Source organism: Citreicoccus inhibens (genome assembly GCF_019039035.1).
GTDB lineage: Bacteria > Myxococcota > Myxococcia > Myxococcales > Myxococcaceae > Citreicoccus > Citreicoccus inhibens.
Genome location: NZ_JAHNZT010000039.1, coordinates 56509 through 75806 on the forward strand (window position 1 = coordinate 56509; position 19298 = coordinate 75806).

Below are 19298 nucleotides of genomic sequence, written 5' to 3' on the forward strand. Positions count from 1 at the left end.
GAGCGCATGCGGAAACAGGAGAGCGTCCCGGCCGAACGTTGCTTCTGCCGGGGCCCCTCATGAATCGCACGCTGCTGTTGCTGTCCGCCGCGGGACTGCTGACCATCGCCGCGCTGCTCTTGGGGCAGGGTGGACTTGCCAGCGCGCCGTCGGCGCCCTCACGGAGCATCGCCGCCGCGCCGGCCGCTGCGCTGGACACCACCCACACCGTCATCCTGCCAGGCGAGGAGCCCACGCAGCTGGTGCTGCCGGTGCTCACCGGCGAGCCCGTGGGCGGCGCGCTCACGCTGACGGGCAAGCTGTCCGGCGCCTATGTGAAGGCGGGCGACAGCGAGGCCTTCGCGTGGTTCGAGCTGAAGGCGCGCAAGCCCGAGAAGCTGAAGCGCGTGCCGGTGAACCTGGCCCTGGTGGTGGACCGCTCGGGCTCCATGGCCGGGCAGAAGCTGACGGATGCGAAGCGCGCGGCGGCGGAGCTGGTGCGGCAGCTCCACCCCGGGGACCGACTGGCCCTGGTGCACTACGGCACGGACGTGAAGGCGCTGCCCAGCGCGGTCATCTCCGAGGCGACGCGCGCGCACCTGCTCGAGGAGATCGCCGCCATCACCGACCAGGGCTCCACCAACATCAGCGGCGCGCTGACCCGGGCGGCCGAGGCCGTGAGGCCCTTCGCGGCGAGCTATCCCGTCAGCCGCGTCATCCTCGTCAGCGATGGCCAGCCCACCGAGGGGCTGACGACCACGCCCCAGCTGCTGGGCGTGGTGCGCCACATGCGCGACGAGGGCATCACCGTCAGCGCGCTGGGCGTGGGCCGGGACTTCAACGAGGTGCTGATGCGCGGCATGGCCGAGCAGGGCGGCGGCTTCACGGGCTTCATCGATGACTCGGCGCAGCTGGCGGAGATCTTCACGCAAGAGCTGGAGCAGGCGGCCGGCACGGTGGCGCGAGGCGTGGAGCTGTCGCTGGAGCTGTCGTCCTCGGTGCAGGACGTGGAGGTGATGGGCCTGACCGCCACGCGCTCGGGCCGGAACGTGCGGGTGCCGCTGTACGACCTGGCCGGCGACCAGTCCGTGCGGGTGGTGGTGAAGCTCACCCTCACCACGCGGGTGGTCGAGGGCTGGCCCTCGACCGAGGTGGTGACCGCCGAGGCGAACTACCTGGACGTGGCGCGCGACACGCCGGCCAAGTCGAGGCTGGCGCTCTCGGCCGAGGTGACGACGGACGACGCCCGGGTCCGCGCCCACCTGGACCGGGACGTGCGCGTGCACGCCATCCGCGCCCTGGGGGCCAAGCAGATGCTCCTGGCGGCCGACGAGATGCGCAAGGGCAACCAGCAGGAGGCCATGGGGATGCTGGACAACGTGCGCAGACTATTTGGCAGCTCGTCGGCCGCGCTCGCCGGAGAGCTTGCGGAACTGGACGAGACGCAGGCAGCCTATGGTCAGGCCCGGGATGAAGGGACCAAGCGCCGTGAGCTCCTGAATCTTCAGAAGAAGACGATGAAGAACTTCGGCCAGAGCAACAGCTACTAGGGACGGGACGCCATGTCGCTCACCCTGCAGGTGCTCCACCGCGAGGAGTTCGAGTCGCGGACCTTCCGTGCGCTGGCGGGCGCCGGGGCCATGGGAGTCCTCGCGGCGATCGCCCTGCGGGTGCACGTGCACGTGGAGCCCGGGTTCTTCGCCGTGGTGGCCGCGGCGCTCGCCGGCGCACGGCCAAGCGCGGGCTACGCGTTGGCGCTGCGCTCGGCCCTGCTGGTGCTGCCCATCGTCCCGCTGCTGCTGGAGCTGCCCGAGCCGCTGCCGCAGGGCCTGGCGGCGGCCATCACCGCCGCGCTGGTGGCGTGGCTGGGCAACGGCCGCGAGGGCGCGGGCACGCCGCTCCAGGTGGGCGCGAGCGCGCTGGCCGCGATGGTGACGGCGCCCCTGGGCCTGTACGTGCGACAGGTGATGGAGACGCGCTTCCTCCCCGGCACGGGCGTGCTGTCCACGCTGTTGGGCTTCGGGGTGATGGGCCTCTTCTGGTCGGTGGGCACGCTGCCAGCGAACCTGGCGCTGCACCTGGACGCGGTGACCGCGCGAGGCAGCACGCTGGTGGGCGCGCTCGAAGGCGAGGTGCGCGAGCTGGTGGAGCGCGCGCTGGGGCTCTATCGCCAGTGCATGGACGTGGTGAAGAAGCTGCCCGCGAGCGCCGGGCGCGGCGAGCTCCAGAAGGTGCTGAGCACGCTGGCGCAGGAGGCCTTCTCGCTCGCCGAGTCCCACGCCGCGCTGGAGTCCCAGCTCGACGCCATCTCCCAGGGCGACGTGGACGCGCAGGTGCGTGAGCTGCGGGAGCGCGCGGCGCAGACGCAGGACGGGCTCGCCCGGCGTCAGCTCGAGCTGGCCGCGTCCTCGCTGGGTGAGGAGCTGAACCGGCTGGACACCCTCACGCGCCGCCGCGAGCGCATGCTGGCGCAGCTCCACGCCCAGGTGGCGCAGTTGGAGCGCGCCCGCGTGTCCTTCATCGGGGTGCAGGGCAGCGAGCTGAGCGCCAAGGGTGAACAGGCGGTGCAGCTCGCCCGCAAGCTGTCCGCGCTGGGCCAGGAGGCCGCCCCGGAGGAGTCGGCGTCGGTGCCACAGCCCCCGCAGGGCACGCGCAACGTCTCCTGAACCCCACCTCCGCGGTCGGAAGGCGGACTACCTCACACGCGCGCGCCCACGCTTGCGCGCCGGGGGCTTCCTCGCTCGCCGAGGCGTGTGCAACTCGCTGGCGATGCGCTGTTCGATTTCCTCGCGGGTGCGCCGGCTGACCTCCAGCGCCGCCTCGATTTCCTGGCGAACCCGCCCCGCCTGCGCCTCGGCCGCCGCGCGGTACTCCGCGATGTCCCGCCGCACCGCCAGCCGCCCCTGCTCGCGCCCCGCCGCCTCCGCCTCCGTCACCCCAGGCCGCTTCCGAGACCGGGACGCGCTCACCTTCCTCGGCCGCTGGACCTTCGCCTTCGCCCCCATCGCCTACCTCCCCAGGTGTCTGCGTGCCCCTCGAAGGTGGTGGGTGCAGGGGCGACACGGAAGCCCACCCGTGGGACGCACTCCCAGCGCGAGGCGCGACACTCCCGCACGGCGAAAGCAGCGCGGCTTCTCACTGATCCAAGAAAAACGGTATGAAGGCGGTGGACGTCCCAGAGCCAGGGGCGTTCCAGCCTGCTACTTCAGGGCGCCGCCGTCTGCCAACGAAGGGCCGGGGCAGGACGGGTCAGCCCATTCCTGCCCCCCTCGCTCCCTGGGGCGCAGCGGCTTCAAGAGAGGACTCCCGTGGCCTTCCTGAACCGGAAGCACAACCTGGACCGGATGACGCTCGGCGATCTGGTCTTCAGCTTCTTCACCTACTACGCCGTCGTCGCCTACATCGCGATCGGCATCACCTGCCTCGTGTTGTCGGTGAAGTGGTTCGAGAACCCGCTGCGCATGCTGGCCGCCGTGGGCGTGGCGAGCGTGGCGTTCCCGTTCGGCTGGTACCTGTCGCACCGGTACATCCTGCACTCGCGCTTCCTCTACAAGACGCCGTTCACGGCGGTGACCTGGAAGCGCATCCACTTCGATCATCACCAGGACCCGAACGACCTGCGCATCCTGTTCGGCGCGCTGCACACCACGCTGCCCACCATCGCCGGGGTCATCACGCCGCTTGGCTACCTCATCGGCGGGCGCTCGGGCGCCGTGGCCGCGCTGGGCTGGGCCATGGTCATCACGTGCTTCTACGAGTTCTGCCACTGCGTGCAGCACCTGAACTACACGCCGTCGCTGAAGTTCCTGAAGGACATCAAGAAGCTGCACCTGTCTCACCACTTCCACAACGAGCAGGGCAACTACGGCATCACCAACTACTTCTGGGACCGCCTCTTCGGCACGTACTACGCGAAGGCCTCGGACCTGCCCAAGAGCCCCACCGTCTTCAATCTGGGCTACACGGCCGAGGAGGCCGCCAAGTACCCCTGGGTGGACAAGCTCTCCGGCGGCACCCGTGGCGATGGCCACCCGCGCCGCTTCTGGCAGAACGAGGGCCAGGAGACGTCCGCCGTCACCGGCGAGAACTGAAGTCGCCTCGGTGCCCTGGGACGCCCAGGGCACTCCCCGGTCGCGAGCGGCCCCATCCTGCCCGCTCGCGCCCCGCCGCACCGGCAGCGCTCCGCCCCCGCGTCGACGCGCGCCGCCCCACCCCGCTCCCCCTCCACCCTGACGTGCCTTGTCTACGAAGCCCTTCGTTGACATCTACGAAGGGGTTCGTATGATGCGACCTCGAAGCTGAGGGAAGGAGGAACCCAACCGATGAGCGAGACGAAGCTGCCCCGCCCCACGGACGCCGAGTTGAGCATCCTGCGGGTGCTGTGGGAGCGTGGAGACAGCACGGTGCGGGAGGTACACGAGGTGCTCAACCGTCACGTGGACGGCACCGGGTACACGACGGTGCTGAAGATGATGCAGATCATGACGGACAAGGGCCTCGTGGAGCGTGACGAGTCCCAGCGCGCGCACGTGTACCGGGCGCGCGCCACCGAGCAGCGGACGCAGCGGCAGTTGGTGGCGGACCTCGTGGAGCGCGCGTTCGGCGGCTCGACGGCGAAGCTGGCCATGCAGGCGCTCTCCTCTCGGAAGACCTCCCCCGAGGAGCTCGCGGAGCTGCGGCGGATGCTGGACGCCATGGACGGAGGCGACGAATGAGTGGCCACCTGTGGGAGTCGCTGGGTTGGGCGCTGCTGCATTCGCTCTGGCAGGGCGTGGCGGTGGCGGTGCTCCTCGTCATGGCGCTCGCGGCGGTGGGCAGGAACGCGGCGCGGGCGCGCTACGGGTTCGCCTGCGCGGCGATGCTGACGATGCTCGCGCTGCCGGTCGTCACCGCGTGGCACCACGCCGCCACCTCGCCGACGACGCCCGTGGCGCTGTCGCCCGTGGCGCCTCGCGTCCATCCCCCCGTCACGAAGGCGCAGCCGGTGGTTCAAGCGCAGCCGGACGCGGTGGTGGAGGATGGCGCGTGGGTGGAGCAGGCGCGCACGCGGGTGACGGAGAACCTCCCCTGGCTGGTGCTCGCGTGGGTGTTGGGCGTGGCGGTGGGCTCGGCGCGGCTCGCGACGAGCTGGCTCCGCGTGCAGCGGTTGGCGCGCAATGCGGTGCCGGCGCCCAAGGAGTGGCAGGCGCGGCTCGACGCGCTCTCGCGTCGGCTGGGCCTGCGCCGCGCGGTTCGGCTGCTTCAGTCGGCCTCGCTCGACGTGCCCGCCGCGGTGGGCTGGCTGTCCCCGGTGGTGCTGCTCCCCGTGTCCACGCTGACGGGGCTGCCCGCGAAGCAGCTGGAGATGGTGCTGGCGCACGAGCTGGCCCACATCCGTCGCCACGACTTCGCGGTGAACCTGGCCCAGGTGCTGGTGGAGACGCTGCTCTTCTACCACCCGGCCATCTGGTGGATGACCCGCGTGGTCCGCGTGGAGCGCGAGAACTGCTGCGATGACATCGCGGTGGCCTCCAGCGGCAACTCCGTCTCCTACGCCCGCGCCCTCACGGCGCTCGAGTCCCTCCGCGTGCTGCCCATGGAGGAGCCGACGCCCGCGCTCTCCGCGCTCGGAGGCTCCCTGCCGCAGCGCGTGCGCCGCCTCATCGCCGCACCGAAGGCGCGCTGCTCGTCGCGCTGGGTGGCGGGTGCGTCCGTCCTCACGCTGGTCAGCAGCCTCGCCGTGGCGGCGCCGCTGACCTCGCTGGTGCTGGGCCAGGCGCCCGTCCCGCCCACTCCGCCGAGCCTCCTCCCGCTCCCGTCGGCCACGCGCGCCAACATCGAGAACGCCGACTCCGCGCACGGCTTCAGCGTGGCTCCGGCGCCCACGCCGCTCGCGAAGGGCCTCGGCTCGCACGCCACGCCGCCGCGCGCCCCTCGGCACCCGGTGGCCGCGGTGGCCGCCCCGCCCGCGCCGCCGCTGCCCACCCCGCCGGTGCCGCCGCTGCCCGCCATGCCGGCCTTCGCCGCCCAGGGGAACCCGCTGCCCACGCCGCAGCCCATGGCCAGCCCCCACCCCACCCCGAATCCCCGGCCGCACCCGATGCCGGGGCACGAGGACGGCGATGACGAGGACGGCGACGAGGATGACCGCACCGAGGTGGGCAAGTCCGACCTGACGGTGGATCAGCTCATCGAGCTGAAGGTCGCGGGCGTCACGCCCGAGCGCGTGAACGAGATGAAGTCCATGGGCTACGCCCCCACCGTGAGCGCCCTGGTGGAGATGGGCCACGCGGGCATCACCGCTGAGTACGCCCGGGACATGAACACGCGGTTCGGTCGCAAGCTGGACACGGATGACCTGGTCGCGATGCGGCACCTCGGCGTCACGCCGGAGTTCATCGCCGCGCTGAAGGCCCAGGGCTTCTCCGTGAGCGACCCGGATGAAGTGCAGCAGGCGCGCGCGGTCGGCGTGGACGAGGCCTATGTCCGCGGCCTGAAGTCCGCCGGCTTCTCGGGCCTGTCTCTGGAAGACCTCGTGCAGATGCGCGCGGTGGGCGTGGACCCCGCGTACATCGGAGACATGAGCAAGCTGGGCCTGTCGAAGATGGACGCGGACACGCTCATTCAGATGCGCTCGGTGGGCATCACCCCCGCGTGGCTCACGGCGATGCGCAAGGCCGGCTTCCAGACGCAGGACACGGATGAGCTGGTCCAGCTGCGGGTGCTCAACATCACCCCGGAGTTCGTGCGCGAGCTGAAGGACGCCGGCATGAAGGACCTGTCCGTGGATGAAATGGTGCAGCTGCGCAATGGCGGCGTGGACGCGGAGTTCATCCGCAAGCTCCGCGGCCAGAAGTAGACGAAGTCCCCTCCCCTCCCTTCTTCCCGGTCCGAACGGCCGCGCCTCTCCGGCGCGCGCCGAACGGCCGGGGCCTGCCCGAAGCACCGAGGTAACCGCCATGACTCGCCTCTTGTCCCTCTGTCTGCTCGCGGCCACGTGGCTGCTGGCCTCGCCCGCGCACGCCGAGGCGCCGTGGAAAGGCACCTGGAGCGCCACCACCGAACACGCGGGCTCCCTCCACCTGAACTTGCGCCTGTCCGACCACGAGAACTGGGGCAATGACTTCACCCTCTCGGAGTTCCAGGGCCTGAACACCGCCACCGCCCCCACCGCCGTGTTCTCGCTGGCGCGCGAGGCAGGCACCTTCCGCTTCGACGGGCGCTTCCAGGACGGCACCGGCACGGGCTTCGTCCGCTTCGAGCCGAACGCCGACTACGTCAAGGCCATGAGCGCCCTGGGCTTCCCCAAGCTGACCACCGAGGACCTCGCGATGTTCGCGGTGACGAACGTCTCCACGCAGCGGGTGAAGGACCTGATGGCGCTTGGCTACAAGGACGTGTCGCGCGACGACCTCATCCAGGTGGGCATCTTCGAGGTCACCGCCGACTATGCGCGCGCCATCAACAAGGCGGGCTACGAGCACCGGACGCTGTCGCAGCTGGTGCAGAGCCGCATCCACGGCGTCACGCCCGAGCGCATCGCCGAGTTCGCCGCGCTCGGCATCGTGAAGGTGCCGTGGGACGACCTGCTGGCCATGTCCATCCACGGCGTCACGCCCGAGTTCATCCGCGAGATGCGCGGCATGGGCTTCAAGGATGCCTCGCACGACGAGTTCGTGGCCTTCCGCATCCACGGCGTCACGCCAGCCTTCGTGAAGGAGGTGCGCGCCGAGGGCTTCCCGAACATCACCGCGGACAACCTGGTGGCCTTCCGCATCCACGGCGTCACCACCGAGTTCATCCAGCAGATGCGCGGCAGCTTCCCCAACATCACGCCCGACCAGTTGGTGCAGCTGCGCATCCATGGCGTGGATGAGAACTTCGTGCGATCGGTGAAGGCAGGCGACAAGGCGAAGAAGAAGCAGTGAGGCGCGGCGCTCCGCTCGCCACCCGACACGGACAGCGTCATCCTCGCGACGACGGAAACGCGGCGGGGGTGCGCGCCCCTCCTCCGGACCACCGCCGAGGAACAGCTTGAGGTCCTGCTGCCTGCAGCTGTCGGGAAGGTCCGTGTCGCCGCTTCGCTTCACCTGTCTTGCCCTGCTCCTGCTGGGCGACTGTGCCTCCGCGCCGCCGCCACGCGCGCGCGCGAGGGACGTCCCCGTCTCCTACGGCCGCCAGCCCGCGGACCCCGTCCGCATCGGTCACGGCAGCGCCGGGGTGATGGCGTACTTCGAGCAACTGCATGGCCCCCGAGGCCAGCGCGTGGCCTGGCGGCGCGTGGGGTCCTGCTGCGCGTTTCGCCTCGCGGGCCCCCTTTCGCCTCGGCACGGGCGCCTGGTCGTCTTCGAGGTGACGTACGAGGGGCTCGACGAGCCCGTGCTGCTCTACGTGGATCCATTCCAGGCCCGCGCGCCCCGAGCCCCCCGAGGCTTCCAGCTCATCGCCCCGGCCCGCGACGCGCCGCCCCGCCCCGACAGCATCTCGCTGTAGGCGGGCCCCGGGCGCTCCCCAGGCAACCGGACGAGCGGGAGCACTCGAGCCCGTTTCCTCCGCGCCCGAGCCCCTGCCCAAGGGCCCCGCATGACAGGATTCTCCTCCGCCTCGGTCACAACCGTGAAAGGGAGAGGTGCGGCCTCCGCGCCACTGCGGTAAGCGTTCCGCCGCGTCCCGAGTTGAGGAGGAGTCATCGTGTCCGCTGTGAAGAAGAAGCGCTGGCCCTATGTCCTTGGAGGCATCTTCGTCCTCCTCATCGCCGGGGTGGCCCTCGTCCTCTGGCGGCTTGATGCCATCCTGCTGAAGACGGCGCGCGAGCAGGCCGCCACCTACTCCCAGAAGCTGGGGCGGCCCATCGAGATTGGCGACATCTCCACCAAGCTCTTCCCCCACGTGGGCGCGGAGGTGAAGAACGTCACCGTGGGTCCCGCCGAGGGCGAGGACCTGCCGCTCGCGCAGCTCAAGTCCGTGGACGTGAGCGTGGCGGTGAGCCCCCTGCTGTCCTCGCGCGGCAAGGACATCCAGGTGCAGAACGCCGAGGTGTCCGGCCTCACCGTCAACGTCATCCGGCTGGCGGACGGCACCACCAACGTGCAGCGCCTCCAGCAGCGGCTCGCCGAGCAGCAGCCCAAGGAGGAGCCGAAGCCCGAGGAGCCCTCGGAGCCCACGGACCTGTCCGGCGTGCGCGTGGACCGCGCGGCGCTCACCGACGGCACCATCCGCTTCGTGGACCGCGCGAGCGGCGCGCAGGCGCATGAGCTGGCCATCCAAGACCTGGACGTCGAGGTGAAGGACCTCCGCGTGGGCAAGCCGCTGGAGGTGACCCTGGCCGCCGCGGTGCTCGCCACGAAGCAGAACCTCCAGATGGTGCTGAAGGCCGCGCCGCTGCCCGCGACGCTGGTGCCCACGCCCGAGCGCGTGACGCTGAAGGCCGAGCACATCGACCTGTCCCCCCTGGGCCCGTTCCTCCCTCCGGACGTGGGCCTCCAGGCCGGCACGCTGGACGCGGACTGGAAGGCGGACCTGGGCAGCGCGGTGCCGGGCGGCACGGGCCCCACGAAGCTGGTGGGCATCATCAAGGCGCTGGGGCTTCGCTTCGCGGGCTCGCAGGGCGGCAAGGCGCTGGACGTGGTGCTCGACACGGACGTCACGGGAGACATGACCGCGGGCGACCTCGCGCTCGACAAGCTGAACCTGAACCTGGGCCCCGCGAGCATCGCCGGCAAGGGTCGCGTGAAGGGGATGCTCACGCAGACGCCGTCGGTGGAGGGCTTCGAGCTGACGGGCCGCAACCTCGACCCGGCCGTGGTGGCCGAGTACTACCCGCCGCTGCGCAAGCAGCTCCAGGGGATGATTGCCGGCCCCATTGGCCTGTCCGTGCGCGGCAGCGGCACGCAGGCCGAGCAGGCCCTGAACGTGGACGTGGACCTGACGCCGGTGCGCCTGCGCGTGCCGGCTCAGCTCACGAAGGAGCCGGGCGGCGTCATGAAGCTGGGCGCGCGCGTGAGCGGCGCGGCGGCCTCGGGTGGAGCGCTGCGCTTCGACGCGAAGGCGGACCTGGGCGGCGTGGACCTGCGGCCGGGCCTGCTGGTGAACAAGGCCCCCGGTCAGCGCATGGAGGTGGCCGCGGCGGGCACGTACCAGCCCACGCGCGATGGGATGAAGGTGGACGTGCCGAAGCTGACGCTCGGCGCGCTCGACGACACGATGACGGGCAGCGCGTCGTTCGCGCTCGCGGGCCAGGGCAAGAAGAAGACGACCACGTTCTCCATGGACCTCAAGAGCCCGCGACTGGACGCGGACAAGCTCATGATGGGCGAAGAGGCCGTGAGCGCCGCCACCGGCGGCAAGGGCCCGCCTCCGCCTCCTCCCGAGGACCCCGCGCGCTTCAATGGCTACCGCGGTGACATCCGCTTCGCGGTGGGCGCGCTGCGCTACACCAACATGGACATGACCAACGTGACGGGCGTCGTGAAGATGGTGGACGACCTCATCACGGTGGAGAAGTTCTCCACGGGCCTCTACAGCGGCTCGGTGGTGGCGGACGGGACGACGATTCGCCTGGGTCCCCCGGCCGAGCAGCGGCCCTTCGACGCGAAGGTGAAGGTGCAGGGCATCGAGGTCGCGCAGGCGCTGGCCGCGCACACGCCCAAGAAGGTCCTCGCGGGCACGTTCAACGGCAACGTGGACCTCAAGGGCACGGGCTACACGCCGAACCAGCTCCAGCAGACGCTGCTGGGCGGCATCAACGGCAACCTCCTGGGCGGCACGTTCGTGGGCAAGGACGTGGTGGCCTCCATCTCCGAGCCGCTCGCCAAGGCGCTCCCCTTCGCGGGCAAGGCGCTCAAGAGCAACGACGTCACCTCGCTGGGCGGTGACCTGCCCTTCGGCGTGGAGATCAAGAACGGCGTCGCGCAGCTCAAGAAGCCCATCACCTGGACACGGCCCGAGGCGGCGATGAGCTTCGACGGCGGCATCCGCCTGGATGGCTCGCTGGACCTGACGGGCGGCGTGACGCTCACGCCGGACACCGTGAAGCAAATCACCCTCGGCAAGGTGACGCCCAGCGCGGGCATCCCCCTGAACCTCAAGCTGACGGGCAAGGCCTGGAGCCCCGAGGTGACGGGCCTGGATGTGAAGCCGGCCGTGGCCCTCATCGCGCAGCAGGCCGCCTCGTCGCTCGCGGGCAAGCTGCTGGGCGACAAGGCCAAGCCGGTCCAGGAGGCCATCGACGGCGGCCAGGAGAAGCTCAAGGCGGAGGCCGAGGCCAAGCGCAAGGAGATGGAAGACAAGGCCGCCGAGGCCGTGCGCCAGGAGCAGGAGAAGGCCAAGCAGCGCGCCGCCGACGAGGCCAAGAAGCGCCTGAAGGGACTCTTCGGCAAGTAACCCCCGCCGAAGGGGTCGACAAAATATGATGACCGGCATATTCATCCGGTCATGAGCAAGGGCGAGGAGACGCGGCGGCGGATGATTGCCGCCGCCGCGGAGATGTTGGAGCGGGCGGGCTACGCCGGAGCGGGCATCCAGGAGTTGCTCGCCGCGGGCCAGGCGCCTCGTGGCTCGCTCTACTTCCATTTTCCGGGCGGCAAGGAAGAGCTGGCGGTGGCCGCGCTGGAGTCCTCGGCGGCGGAGATGACCGCGCTCCTGCGTGAGCACCTCCGCACGGAGCGAGCCCTGGTGCCCGCGCTGCGCCGCGTGCTGACCTTGCTCGCGGACCGCTCGGAGGCCGCCCGCTTCGAGAAGGGCTGCCCCGTCTCCGCGGTGGTGCTGTCCTCCGGAGCCACCCCCGAGTCCGTGCGGCAGGCCGCGTCCGACGCGCTGCGCGGCTGGCAGGACCTGCTGGTGGAGCGCCTGCGCGCCGAGAGCCTGAGCCTCTCCGATGCGCGCCGCCGCTCGGGCCTGTTGTTGTCCACGCTGGAGGGCGCCCTGTTGCTCGCGCGCGCGCACCGCTCTCGCGCTCCCCTGGAGGAGCTGTCCAAGGACGTGGAGCGACTGCTCGCGCTCCCGGACTGAGCCCCACCCCAGGTGGAGCCCGGCGGAGGTTCGCCCACAAAATATGCAGACCGGTCTACATACAGGAGTCGCCATGCGGAATGAGATGGAAGAGGTCATGGTCGTGGGCGCCACGGGCTTGCTGGGGCGATGGCTCGTCCCGGAGCTCACGCGGCGCGGGCGTGTCGTCATCGCGGTGATGCGACAGGCGGCGGCGCGCGAGGCGGACTATCGCGCGTGGGTGACGGCGCTCGGGGGCGAGGCGTCGCGGCTCCGCGTCATGGAGGGCGACCTGGACGCGCCCCGCTTCGGCTGGAGCGAGCAGACGGAGCACGCGGTCTCGCGGGTGCGGGACGTGTACCACCTGGGGGCGCGCTTCGCGTGGCACCTGTCCGCCGACGACGCGCGGCGGACGAACGTGGAGGGCACGCGCACGGTGGTGGAGCTGGCCGCTCGGCTGCCCGCGCTGCGTCGGCTGGTGCTGGTGGGCGGCTATCGCATCGGTCCCCGCCTCAACGCGGCGGGGGACGTGGTCCCCGTGCCCGAGTCCTCATTCGACCACGTGGGGGCGTATGAGGCGTCGAAGCACCTCGCCCATCGCGTGGGCTGGGAGACGGCGCAGCGGCTGGGTGTTCCCGTCACCGGCGTGCATCCCTCGTCTGTGATTGGCGACAGCCGCACGGGGGTGACGATTCAGCGCCTGGGCCTGGGCGAGACGCTGCATCGCGTCCACGCGGGACAGATGCCCGTGCTGCTGGGCTCACCGGAGACCTTCGTGCCCGTCATCCCTGTCGACTTCGTGGCGAGCTTCCTCGCGAGGATTCCCGAGCACGCGGACACGGCAGGACAGGAGTACACGGTGCTCGACCCCGCGACGCCACCGATGCATGAGCTGGTGCGGTGGGCCGCGGAGCGCTCGGGCCGACGGGCGCCACGGCTGCGCCTCCCGGTCGCGTGGGTGCGCTGGCTTCCGGAGCGACTGCTCGGCACCTCCGCGGAGGCGCTCGACTTCCTCGACACCGCTCGCTACCCGATGGAGTCCATGCTCGCGCTCGCGGAGCGGATGGGGCTCGCGCTGCCTCCGGTGCGCGACGTCCTGGACCGCTGGTTCGAGCATCTCCGGAGCGTGGCCTTCCAGCCGGAAGTGGAGACCGCGCTCACCGCCCTGCGTGCTGCGGCGCCCGCGCCTCGCGCCTCCGCTGACTGATGTCCTGGGCAGCGGGTTCGAGCATCTCCGGAGCGTGGCATTTCAGGCGGAGGTCGAGACCGCACATGCAGCACTGCGTACCGCTGCGTCTGGGCCTCACGAGTCCGCCTCGTGATGCCGCTCGTGCTCGATGCGGAGGAGACTACGGCTCGCCCATGCCCGCGCCCGCCGGCGGGGGACGCGGCCCGCCGCGAGGACGCATGTCCTGCCACTCGTCGCGGCGCATCTCGGTGTACTTCTGCTGCTGCTCTGAGTTGAGCACGCCGTTGACCTCCGTGTCCGTCTGCTGGCGCAGGTCGCGCAGGCCCTGGCGCAGGTCGCGCGGGGACTTGGTGCCCGCGTTCATCTCGGCCAACAGCGCCTGCCGCTTGGTCTCCTCTGCCTGGAGGCTTCGCGTCACCTCGCGCTCCTGGTTGTAGTCGAGCTTCGCGTCCGTGATGAACGTGCGCACGCGCTGGTCGCGGTCCGCCTGCGCCTGCGCGCGCACCTGCTGCATCTGCTGCTGCCACACCTGCCGCTGCTCGGAGCGCGACTCTTCCTGGACCGAGCGCACCATGTCCTTGAGGTACTGGCGGCCCCCTTCGGAGTTCAGCGCCTCGCCCGCGACCATGCCGCGCATCTCCTCGCGCAGCTTCGCCACCTCGTCCACCAGCGCGGCGGGCGCGCCCACCACCACCGCGCCACCGTCGGAGGCCATGACGGGCCGGCGCTCCACCTCCATCAGGCGCCGCGACAACAACTGCACCGTCTCCTCCAGCACCTGAACCCGCTGCTCCAGCGCCTGGACCTGCGCGGGGGGGCGCGTGTCGGACTGCGGCTCGTGGGGGGCGGGGGCCGGCGCGTCGTGCGCGCCGAAGAGGGAGACGCCGAGCGCCACGGTCGCGATGCCGACGGAAGCGAAGCCAAGGAATCGGTTCATGTTGCCTCCTGACGGGCGACACCGACCGCGTATTTCAAGGCCACCCGAGGAGCCCTGTGTCGCACAGCGCTCGCGCCCATCCAAGCGACGGGCGGGCCGAGCACCCCAGGCCGGCCCCCGCGCGCCACTGTGCGCTACCACACGGACGGAGGCCCGCGGACGCCGACGCGCGCGCCCTCCCTGCTAAGCGCCCCGAGAGTCCCCCCGACACAGGAGGTCCCCCATGCGCCCCGAGACCGAGCACGTAGCGCCGCAGTCTCCCGCCCCCGATGCGAGCCCTCGGATGCGCACGGGCGCCGACCAGCACCGCGTCCTCATCATCGGCGGGGGGACGGCGGGCATCGCGGTGGCCGCTCGGTTGGCCCTCGCCGGACAGAAGCGGGTGGCCATCCTGGAGCCATCCGAGCGCCACTACTACCAACCCCTGTGGACACTGGTGGGCGCGGGCGAGGCGCGCATCGAGGACTCCGTGCGTGAGGAGCGGTCCCTCATCCCGCGCGGGGTGACGTGGATCCAAGACGCCGCCGAGGAAGTGGACCCCGTGCGCAGGCGCGTGCAGACGCGCGGAGGTCGGCAGCTCGGCTATGACTTCCTCGTCGTCGCGCCCGGCATCCAGCTCGACTGGGACCGCGTGGCGGGCCTGCGCGAAGCGCTGCGCACCGACTTCGTGACCAGCAACTACGACCCGGAGCTGGCCCCCAAGACGTGGCGCCTGCTCCAGCGCTTCGAGGGCGGCACGGCGCTGTTCACCCATCCCGCCACGCCCGTGAAGTGCGCGGGCGCGCCGCAGAAGGTGATGTACCTGGCCGCCGACCTCTTCCGACGCAAGGGGCTGCGCGAGCGCACGCGCGTCGTCTTCGGCTCAGGGGCCAAGGCCATCTTCGGCGTGAAGGCCTATGCGCAGGTGCTCGAGGGCGTGGTGAAGCGCTACGACATCGACACCCGCTTCGAGCACAACCTGGTGGCGGTGGATGGCGAGCGACGCGAGGCCACCTTCGAGGTCACCCGCGACGGGAAGACCGAGCGCGCCACGGTGCCCTATGACTTCCTCCACGCCACCCCGCCGCAGAGCGCGCCCGCGTTCATCCAGCGCGGACCGCTCGCCTGGCAGGATGGCCCGAACCGAGGATGGGTGAAGGCGGACAAGCACACGCTCCAACACCCCGACCACCCCGAGGTCTTCGCGCTGGGCGACGCCTCGGACCTCCCCACCAGCCGGACGGGCGCGGCCATTCGCCGGCAGGCCCCCGTGCTCGTGGAGAACCTGCGCGCCGTCATGTCGGGCCGGCCGCCCCCGGCCCGGTATGACGGCTATGCCTCCTGTCCGCTCACCACGGGCTACGGCCGGCTGCTGCTCGCCGAGTTCGACTACGAGGGCAAGCCCACCCCCAGCCTCCCCTTCATCAACACGCTCCAGGAGCGGCGGGACATGTGGTTCCTGAAGAAATATGGGCTGCCCCGCCTCTACTGGAACTTCATGATGCGCGGGCGGGCCTAGCGGGCGCTCGAACTCCGAGACTGGCCGTCGCCCCGTCGTGGAATGATGTTCTCCCCGGAGGCCGGCATGCTCTTGCGACAGCTCTTCGATTCGGAGTCCTCGACGTTCACCTACCTGCTCGCCGATGAGGCCACTCGGAAGGCCGCGCTCATCGACCCGGTCCTCGAACACGTCGAGCGAGACCTGGCGCTGCTCACGGAGCTGGGACTCCAGCTCACGTTCGTGCTGGAGACGCACGTGCACGCGGATCACATCACCAGCGCGGGCACGCTGCGCCACCGCACGGGCGCGCGGGTGGTGGCCTCGCGGCGCGGCGCTCCATGCGCGGACGTGCACGTGGGCCAGGGAGACGTGGTGCACGTGGGCCCCCTCGCGGTGCACGTGCTGGAGACACCGGGCCACACGGATGACAGCCTCAGCTACCTGTGCGGCGACGCGCTGTTCTCCGGCGACGCGCTGCTCATCCGCGGCACGGGGCGGACCGACTTCCAGAACGGCGACCCGGGGCAGCTCTACGACAGCATCACCCGGCGCCTCTTCTCGCTCCCGGACGACACGCGGGTGTACCCGTGCCACGACTACGCGGGCCACGCGATGAGCACGGTGGGCGAGGAGAAGCAGCACAACCCCCGGCTGGCCGGAAAGTCTCGTGCCGAGTTCATCACGTTCATGAACAACCGCCGCATCGCGCCGCCGCGCAAGCTGGACATCGCGGTGCCGGCCAACCGCGCCTGCGGACTTCCGCCCGGGTCCCCCCACGTCGCGGGTTGAGTCGCGCCTCCGTCGTTGCATTCGAAGGCGAGCGCGCCGAGATTCGGCGGCATGAAGCTCCGCCCCATCACCGACGTCGCCGCCGAGCTGGGTCTGTCCCCCGAGGACGTTCTTCCATGGGGGCGTGACCGCGCCAAGGTCTCGCTGGACGCGCTCGCGCGCCAGCCTCCGCGAGGTCGGCTCGTCCTCGTGTCCGCCATCAACCCCACGCCTCCAGGCGAGGGCAAGACGACCATGTCCGTGGCGCTGGCCATGGGCCTGCGTCAACGTGGACGGCGCGCGGTGGCGGCGCTGCGCGAGCCCTCGCTCGGGCCCGTGTTCGGCGTGAAGGGCGGCGGCACGGGCGGCGGCCACGCCAGCCTGGAGCCCGCGGCGGACATCAACCTGCACTTCACCGGCGACCTGCACGCCATCACCAGCGCGCACAACCTGCTGTCCGCGTTGGTGGACAACTCGGTCTACTACGGCCATCCGGTCGCGATGGAAGGGACCCGCGTGCGCTGGCGGCGCGCGCTGGACATGAACGACCGCTTCCTGCGCAACGTCATCGTGGGGCTCGGCGGCAAGGCGAACGGCGTGCCCCGCGAGACGTCCTTCGACATCACCGCCGCCAGCGAGGTGATGGCCATCCTCGCGCTGTCCGAGAGCCTCAAGGACCTGGAGGCGCGGCTGGGCAACATCGTGGTGGGGCAGCTCGCGGACGGCTCGGCGGTGCGCGCGCGGGACGTGAACGCGGCGGCGGCCATGGTGGCCCTGCTCAAGGACGCGCTCATGCCCAACCTGGTGCAGACGCGCGAGGGCGGACCCGCGATTGTCCACGCGGGCCCCTTCGGCAACATCGCGCACGGGTGCAGCTCCGTGTTGGGCACGCGCCTCGCGCTGGCCTACGCGGACGAGGTGGTGACCGAGGCCGGCTTCGGCTTTGACCTGGGCGCGGAGAAGTTCCTCGACATCAAGTGCCGAGGCGCGGGCCTCTGGCCGCGCGGCGTGATGCTGGTGGTGACGCTGCGCGCGCTCAAGCACCACGGCGGCGCGCTCCCGGCCCAGGTGGCCGAGCCGAACCGAGAGGCCCTGCTGCGCGGCTTCGACCACCTGGAGAAGCACCTGGAATCAGTGGCCGCGTTCGGCCTGCCCGCGGTGCTGTGCGTGAACCACTTCCCGCAGGACACCGAGGCGGAGCTGGACGAGCTGCGCGCGTTCGCCAAGGCGCGCGGCGTGGGCATCGCGGTGTGCAAGGGCTACGCGCAGGGCGGCGCGGGCTCGGTTGAGTTGGCGGATGCGGTGCTGGCCATGCTCGACGCGACGGACGCGGCGCCGCCCAAGCCCCGCTTCCTGTACTCACTGGAGCAGTCGCCGGAGGAGAAGATTCGCGCCATCGCGCGCACGGTGTACGGCGCGGACGACGTGGCCTTCACCGCGGGCGCTCGCAAGGACCTGGACGCCGCGCGGGCACTGGGTGGCGCGGGACTCCCGGTGTGCATGGCGAAGACGCACCTGTCGCTGTCGGATGACCCGACGAAGACGGGCCGGCCTCGCGGCTTCACGTTGACGGTGCGCGAGGTGCGGCTGTCCGCGGGCGCGGGCTTCCTGGTGGCGCTGACCGGAGACCTCCTCACCATGCCCGGCCTGCCGCGCGAGCCCGCGGCGCGGCGCATCATCGTCCACGATGACGGACGCATCACCGGACTGATGCAGGGAGAGTAGTCTCGGCCGCCTCGGGCGCCGGACCGCATGCGTCAGGCGGCCCATGGAGGAGCCATGCATCGGAAGTTCGCGGGAGTCATCGTCACGGCCTCGCTGGGGGCCATGGGTTGCAGTGCACCGGGCGCCACCGCCCACGCGGGCGCCACCGGCGCGCTCGAGCAGTCGGCGCGCCTGTCCCCCACCGAGGCGCGCGAGCGTCTGCACGCGGCGGACGTGGCCATGTCCGAGGCCAGCGCGAAGTCCGGCTCGGCGCAGGGCTTCGCCTCGTTCCTCGGAGACGAATCCGTGCTGCTGCTCGAGGGCCAGTACGCGCTGCGCGGACGCGAGGCCATCCGAGCGCACCTCACCGCGCACCCGCTGGAGCACGGCGGAACCCTTCGCTGGACGCCCATGCGCTGGGACGTGAGCGCCGACGGCCAGATTGGCTACTCCGTGGGACAGGCCACGGTGGACCTCAAGGGCGCGGATGGCGCCACCACTCAGGAGCACGCGCGCTACATCTCCGCGTGGAAGCAGCAGGCGGATGGCTCGTGGCGGGTCATCGCCACCGTGCGCAACCCCGCCAAGGTCGCGCTCACGCCGCCCGAGGGCTTCACGTCGTCGCACACCACGGCGTCAGCCGCGCCGCGCACGCTCACCTCGGCCGCCGTGCTCGCCGAGGCCTTCGCGGCGGACTCCGCCTTCTCCACCCTCTCCACCACCGAGGGCATGGGGCACGCCTTCTCCACCTACGCCGCGGAGGACGCGCTGCTCATCGCCGGCGCCACGGGCCTCTTCGGACGCGAGGCCATCACGAAGGCCTACGGCCCCCTCACCAAGGACAAGCTGGACCTGCGCTGGGAGCCCGCGCTCGGCGACGCCGCGACCTCGGGCGACCTCGCCTTCACGGTGGGCCGCGCCAAGGTCGTGGAGCCCGGCGCGGACGGCAAGCCGGAGACCGATTTCGTGAAGTACCTCACCATCTGGCGTCGACAGCCGGACGGCACCTGGCGCTACGTCACCGACGGCGGCAACTCCAGCCCGGGCCCCAACGGCCCCTGAGCCTCACGCGCCTGGAATGAAAACGGGCCGCCCCTCCTCGCGAGGGACGGCCCGGGGTGTTTCAGCAGCCCGAGCGCGCGCGCTTAGAACCTATTTCGGTAGGAGCGCGTGGAACCAAGTGATGATGCCCAGCGCAAAGTGCAGCATTGCGACGTAGGTGTCCTCTCGCTTCTCCCAGCGCACCAGCAGACGTCGGAAGCGGTTGAGCCAGG

General features: G+C 71.2%; 16 protein-coding genes and 1 pseudogene. 14 read left to right on the plus strand and 3 right to left on the minus strand.

Annotated elements, in window-relative coordinates; all coding sequences use genetic code 11:
- The first annotated feature begins 59 nt into the window (after window positions 1–59).
- The gene (locus KRR26_RS30970) at window positions 60–1529 is read left to right on the plus strand and encodes a vWA domain-containing protein (RefSeq protein ID WP_217081563.1); all 1470 of its coding nucleotides are present in this window, start codon (window positions 60–62) and stop codon (window positions 1527–1529) included.
- A 12-nt stretch (window positions 1530–1541) separates the two neighbouring features.
- Window positions 1542–2645, plus strand: coding sequence for a hypothetical protein (locus KRR26_RS30975; protein WP_217081564.1), 1104 nt, complete (start codon window positions 1542–1544; stop codon window positions 2643–2645).
- A 27-nt stretch (window positions 2646–2672) separates the two neighbouring features.
- On the opposite strand, the gene KRR26_RS30980 is transcribed toward KRR26_RS30975, so the two are convergent.
- Window positions 2673–2915 (minus strand): hypothetical protein, encoded by a 243-nt coding sequence (locus KRR26_RS30980; protein WP_120207656.1) that lies wholly within the window; start codon window positions 2913–2915, stop codon window positions 2673–2675.
- 372 nt (window positions 2916–3287) lie between these two features.
- On the opposite strand from KRR26_RS30980, the gene KRR26_RS30985 reads away from it, so the two are divergent.
- The 8 genes from KRR26_RS30985 to KRR26_RS31020 all read left to right on the plus strand — a co-directional run bounded on the left by KRR26_RS30985 (window position 3288) and on the right by KRR26_RS31020 (window position 13153).
- Window positions 3288–4070, plus strand: a complete 783-nt coding sequence (locus KRR26_RS30985; RefSeq protein WP_407931746.1) for a sterol desaturase family protein — start codon at window positions 3288–3290, stop codon at window positions 4068–4070.
- Window positions 4071–4301: 231 nt separating this feature from the next.
- Window positions 4302–4694 (plus strand): BlaI/MecI/CopY family transcriptional regulator, encoded by a 393-nt coding sequence (locus KRR26_RS30990; RefSeq protein ID WP_120207170.1) that lies wholly within the window; start codon window positions 4302–4304, stop codon window positions 4692–4694.
- A complete protein-coding gene (locus KRR26_RS30995) occupies window positions 4691–6817 on the plus strand; it encodes a M56 family metallopeptidase (protein ID WP_217081565.1) in 2127 nt (708 codons plus the stop codon). The genes KRR26_RS30990 and KRR26_RS30995 overlap by 4 nt, the downstream gene beginning before the upstream one ends.
- 100 nt (window positions 6818–6917) lie before the next feature.
- Window positions 6918–7886 (plus strand): 4-hydroxy-3-methylbut-2-enyl diphosphate reductase, encoded by a 969-nt coding sequence (locus KRR26_RS31000; RefSeq protein ID WP_217081566.1) that lies wholly within the window; start codon window positions 6918–6920, stop codon window positions 7884–7886.
- A gap of 142 nt (window positions 7887–8028) precedes the next feature.
- Entirely contained in the window at window positions 8029–8451 is a 423-nt protein-coding gene (locus KRR26_RS31005; RefSeq protein WP_217081567.1) for a fibril protein, read from the plus strand.
- A gap of 198 nt (window positions 8452–8649) precedes the next feature.
- Window positions 8650–11340 (plus strand): AsmA family protein, encoded by a 2691-nt coding sequence (locus KRR26_RS31010; protein ID WP_217081568.1) that lies wholly within the window; start codon window positions 8650–8652, stop codon window positions 11338–11340.
- A gap of 51 nt (window positions 11341–11391) precedes the next feature.
- Window positions 11392–11967 (plus strand): TetR/AcrR family transcriptional regulator, encoded by a 576-nt coding sequence (locus KRR26_RS31015; protein ID WP_217081569.1) that lies wholly within the window; start codon window positions 11392–11394, stop codon window positions 11965–11967.
- Between the two features lie 73 nt (window positions 11968–12040).
- Complete coding sequence (locus KRR26_RS31020; protein WP_217081570.1) at window positions 12041–13153, plus strand: SDR family oxidoreductase; 1113 nt, start codon at window positions 12041–12043, stop codon at window positions 13151–13153.
- A 142-nt stretch (window positions 13154–13295) separates the two neighbouring features.
- Here the strand turns inward: KRR26_RS31020 and KRR26_RS31025 are convergent, their stop codons facing one another.
- A complete protein-coding gene (locus KRR26_RS31025) occupies window positions 13296–14072 on the minus strand; it encodes a hypothetical protein (RefSeq protein WP_217081571.1) in 777 nt (258 codons plus the stop codon).
- Window positions 14073–14295: 223 nt separating this feature from the next.
- Between KRR26_RS31025 and KRR26_RS31030 the strand changes: the two genes are divergently transcribed.
- From KRR26_RS31030 to KRR26_RS31045, 4 genes are all read left to right on the plus strand, one after another.
- Entirely contained in the window at window positions 14296–15570 is a 1275-nt protein-coding gene (locus tag KRR26_RS31030) for an NAD(P)/FAD-dependent oxidoreductase (RefSeq protein WP_120207159.1), read from the plus strand.
- Window positions 15571–15636: 66 nt separating this feature from the next.
- Complete coding sequence (locus tag KRR26_RS31035; protein WP_217081572.1) at window positions 15637–16341, plus strand: MBL fold metallo-hydrolase; 705 nt, start codon at window positions 15637–15639, stop codon at window positions 16339–16341.
- Window positions 16342–16392: 51 nt separating this feature from the next.
- Entirely contained in the window at window positions 16393–18045 is a 1653-nt protein-coding gene (locus KRR26_RS31040; RefSeq protein ID WP_217081573.1) for a formate--tetrahydrofolate ligase, read from the plus strand.
- A 54-nt stretch (window positions 18046–18099) separates the two neighbouring features.
- Entirely contained in the window at window positions 18100–19086 is a 987-nt protein-coding gene (locus tag KRR26_RS31045; RefSeq protein WP_217081574.1) for a YybH family protein, read from the plus strand.
- Between the two features lie 90 nt (window positions 19087–19176).
- Here KRR26_RS31045 and KRR26_RS31050 read toward each other — a convergent pair.
- Window positions 19177–19298 (minus strand): annotated as a pseudogene (locus KRR26_RS31050) (IS5/IS1182 family transposase); the annotation flags it as partial.

Bases quoted from the DNA above. Each gene is read 5' to 3' on its own strand.
- KRR26_RS30970 (WP_217081563.1), top strand. From the start codon at position 60: ATGAATCGCACGCTGCTGTTGCTGTCCGCCGCGGGACTGCTGACCATC.
- KRR26_RS30975 (WP_217081564.1), top strand. From the start codon at position 1,542: ATGTCGCTCACCCTGCAGGTGCTCCACCGCGAGGAGTTCGAGTCGCGG.
- KRR26_RS30990 (WP_120207170.1), top strand. From the start codon at position 4,302: ATGAGCGAGACGAAGCTGCCCCGCCCCACGGACGCCGAGTTGAGCATC.
- KRR26_RS30995 (WP_217081565.1), top strand. From the start codon at position 4,691: ATGAGTGGCCACCTGTGGGAGTCGCTGGGTTGGGCGCTGCTGCATTCG.
- KRR26_RS31000 (WP_217081566.1), top strand. From the start codon at position 6,918: ATGACTCGCCTCTTGTCCCTCTGTCTGCTCGCGGCCACGTGGCTGCTG.
- KRR26_RS31015 (WP_217081569.1), top strand. From the start codon at position 11,392: ATGAGCAAGGGCGAGGAGACGCGGCGGCGGATGATTGCCGCCGCCGCG.
- KRR26_RS31020 (WP_217081570.1), top strand. From the start codon at position 12,041: ATGCGGAATGAGATGGAAGAGGTCATGGTCGTGGGCGCCACGGGCTTG.
- KRR26_RS31025 (WP_217081571.1), bottom strand. From the start codon at position 14,072: ATGAACCGATTCCTTGGCTTCGCTTCCGTCGGCATCGCGACCGTGGCG.
- KRR26_RS31030 (WP_120207159.1), top strand. From the start codon at position 14,296: ATGCGCCCCGAGACCGAGCACGTAGCGCCGCAGTCTCCCGCCCCCGAT.
- KRR26_RS31035 (WP_217081572.1), top strand. From the start codon at position 15,637: ATGCTCTTGCGACAGCTCTTCGATTCGGAGTCCTCGACGTTCACCTAC.
- KRR26_RS31040 (WP_217081573.1), top strand. From the start codon at position 16,393: ATGAAGCTCCGCCCCATCACCGACGTCGCCGCCGAGCTGGGTCTGTCC.
- KRR26_RS31045 (WP_217081574.1), top strand. From the start codon at position 18,100: ATGCATCGGAAGTTCGCGGGAGTCATCGTCACGGCCTCGCTGGGGGCC.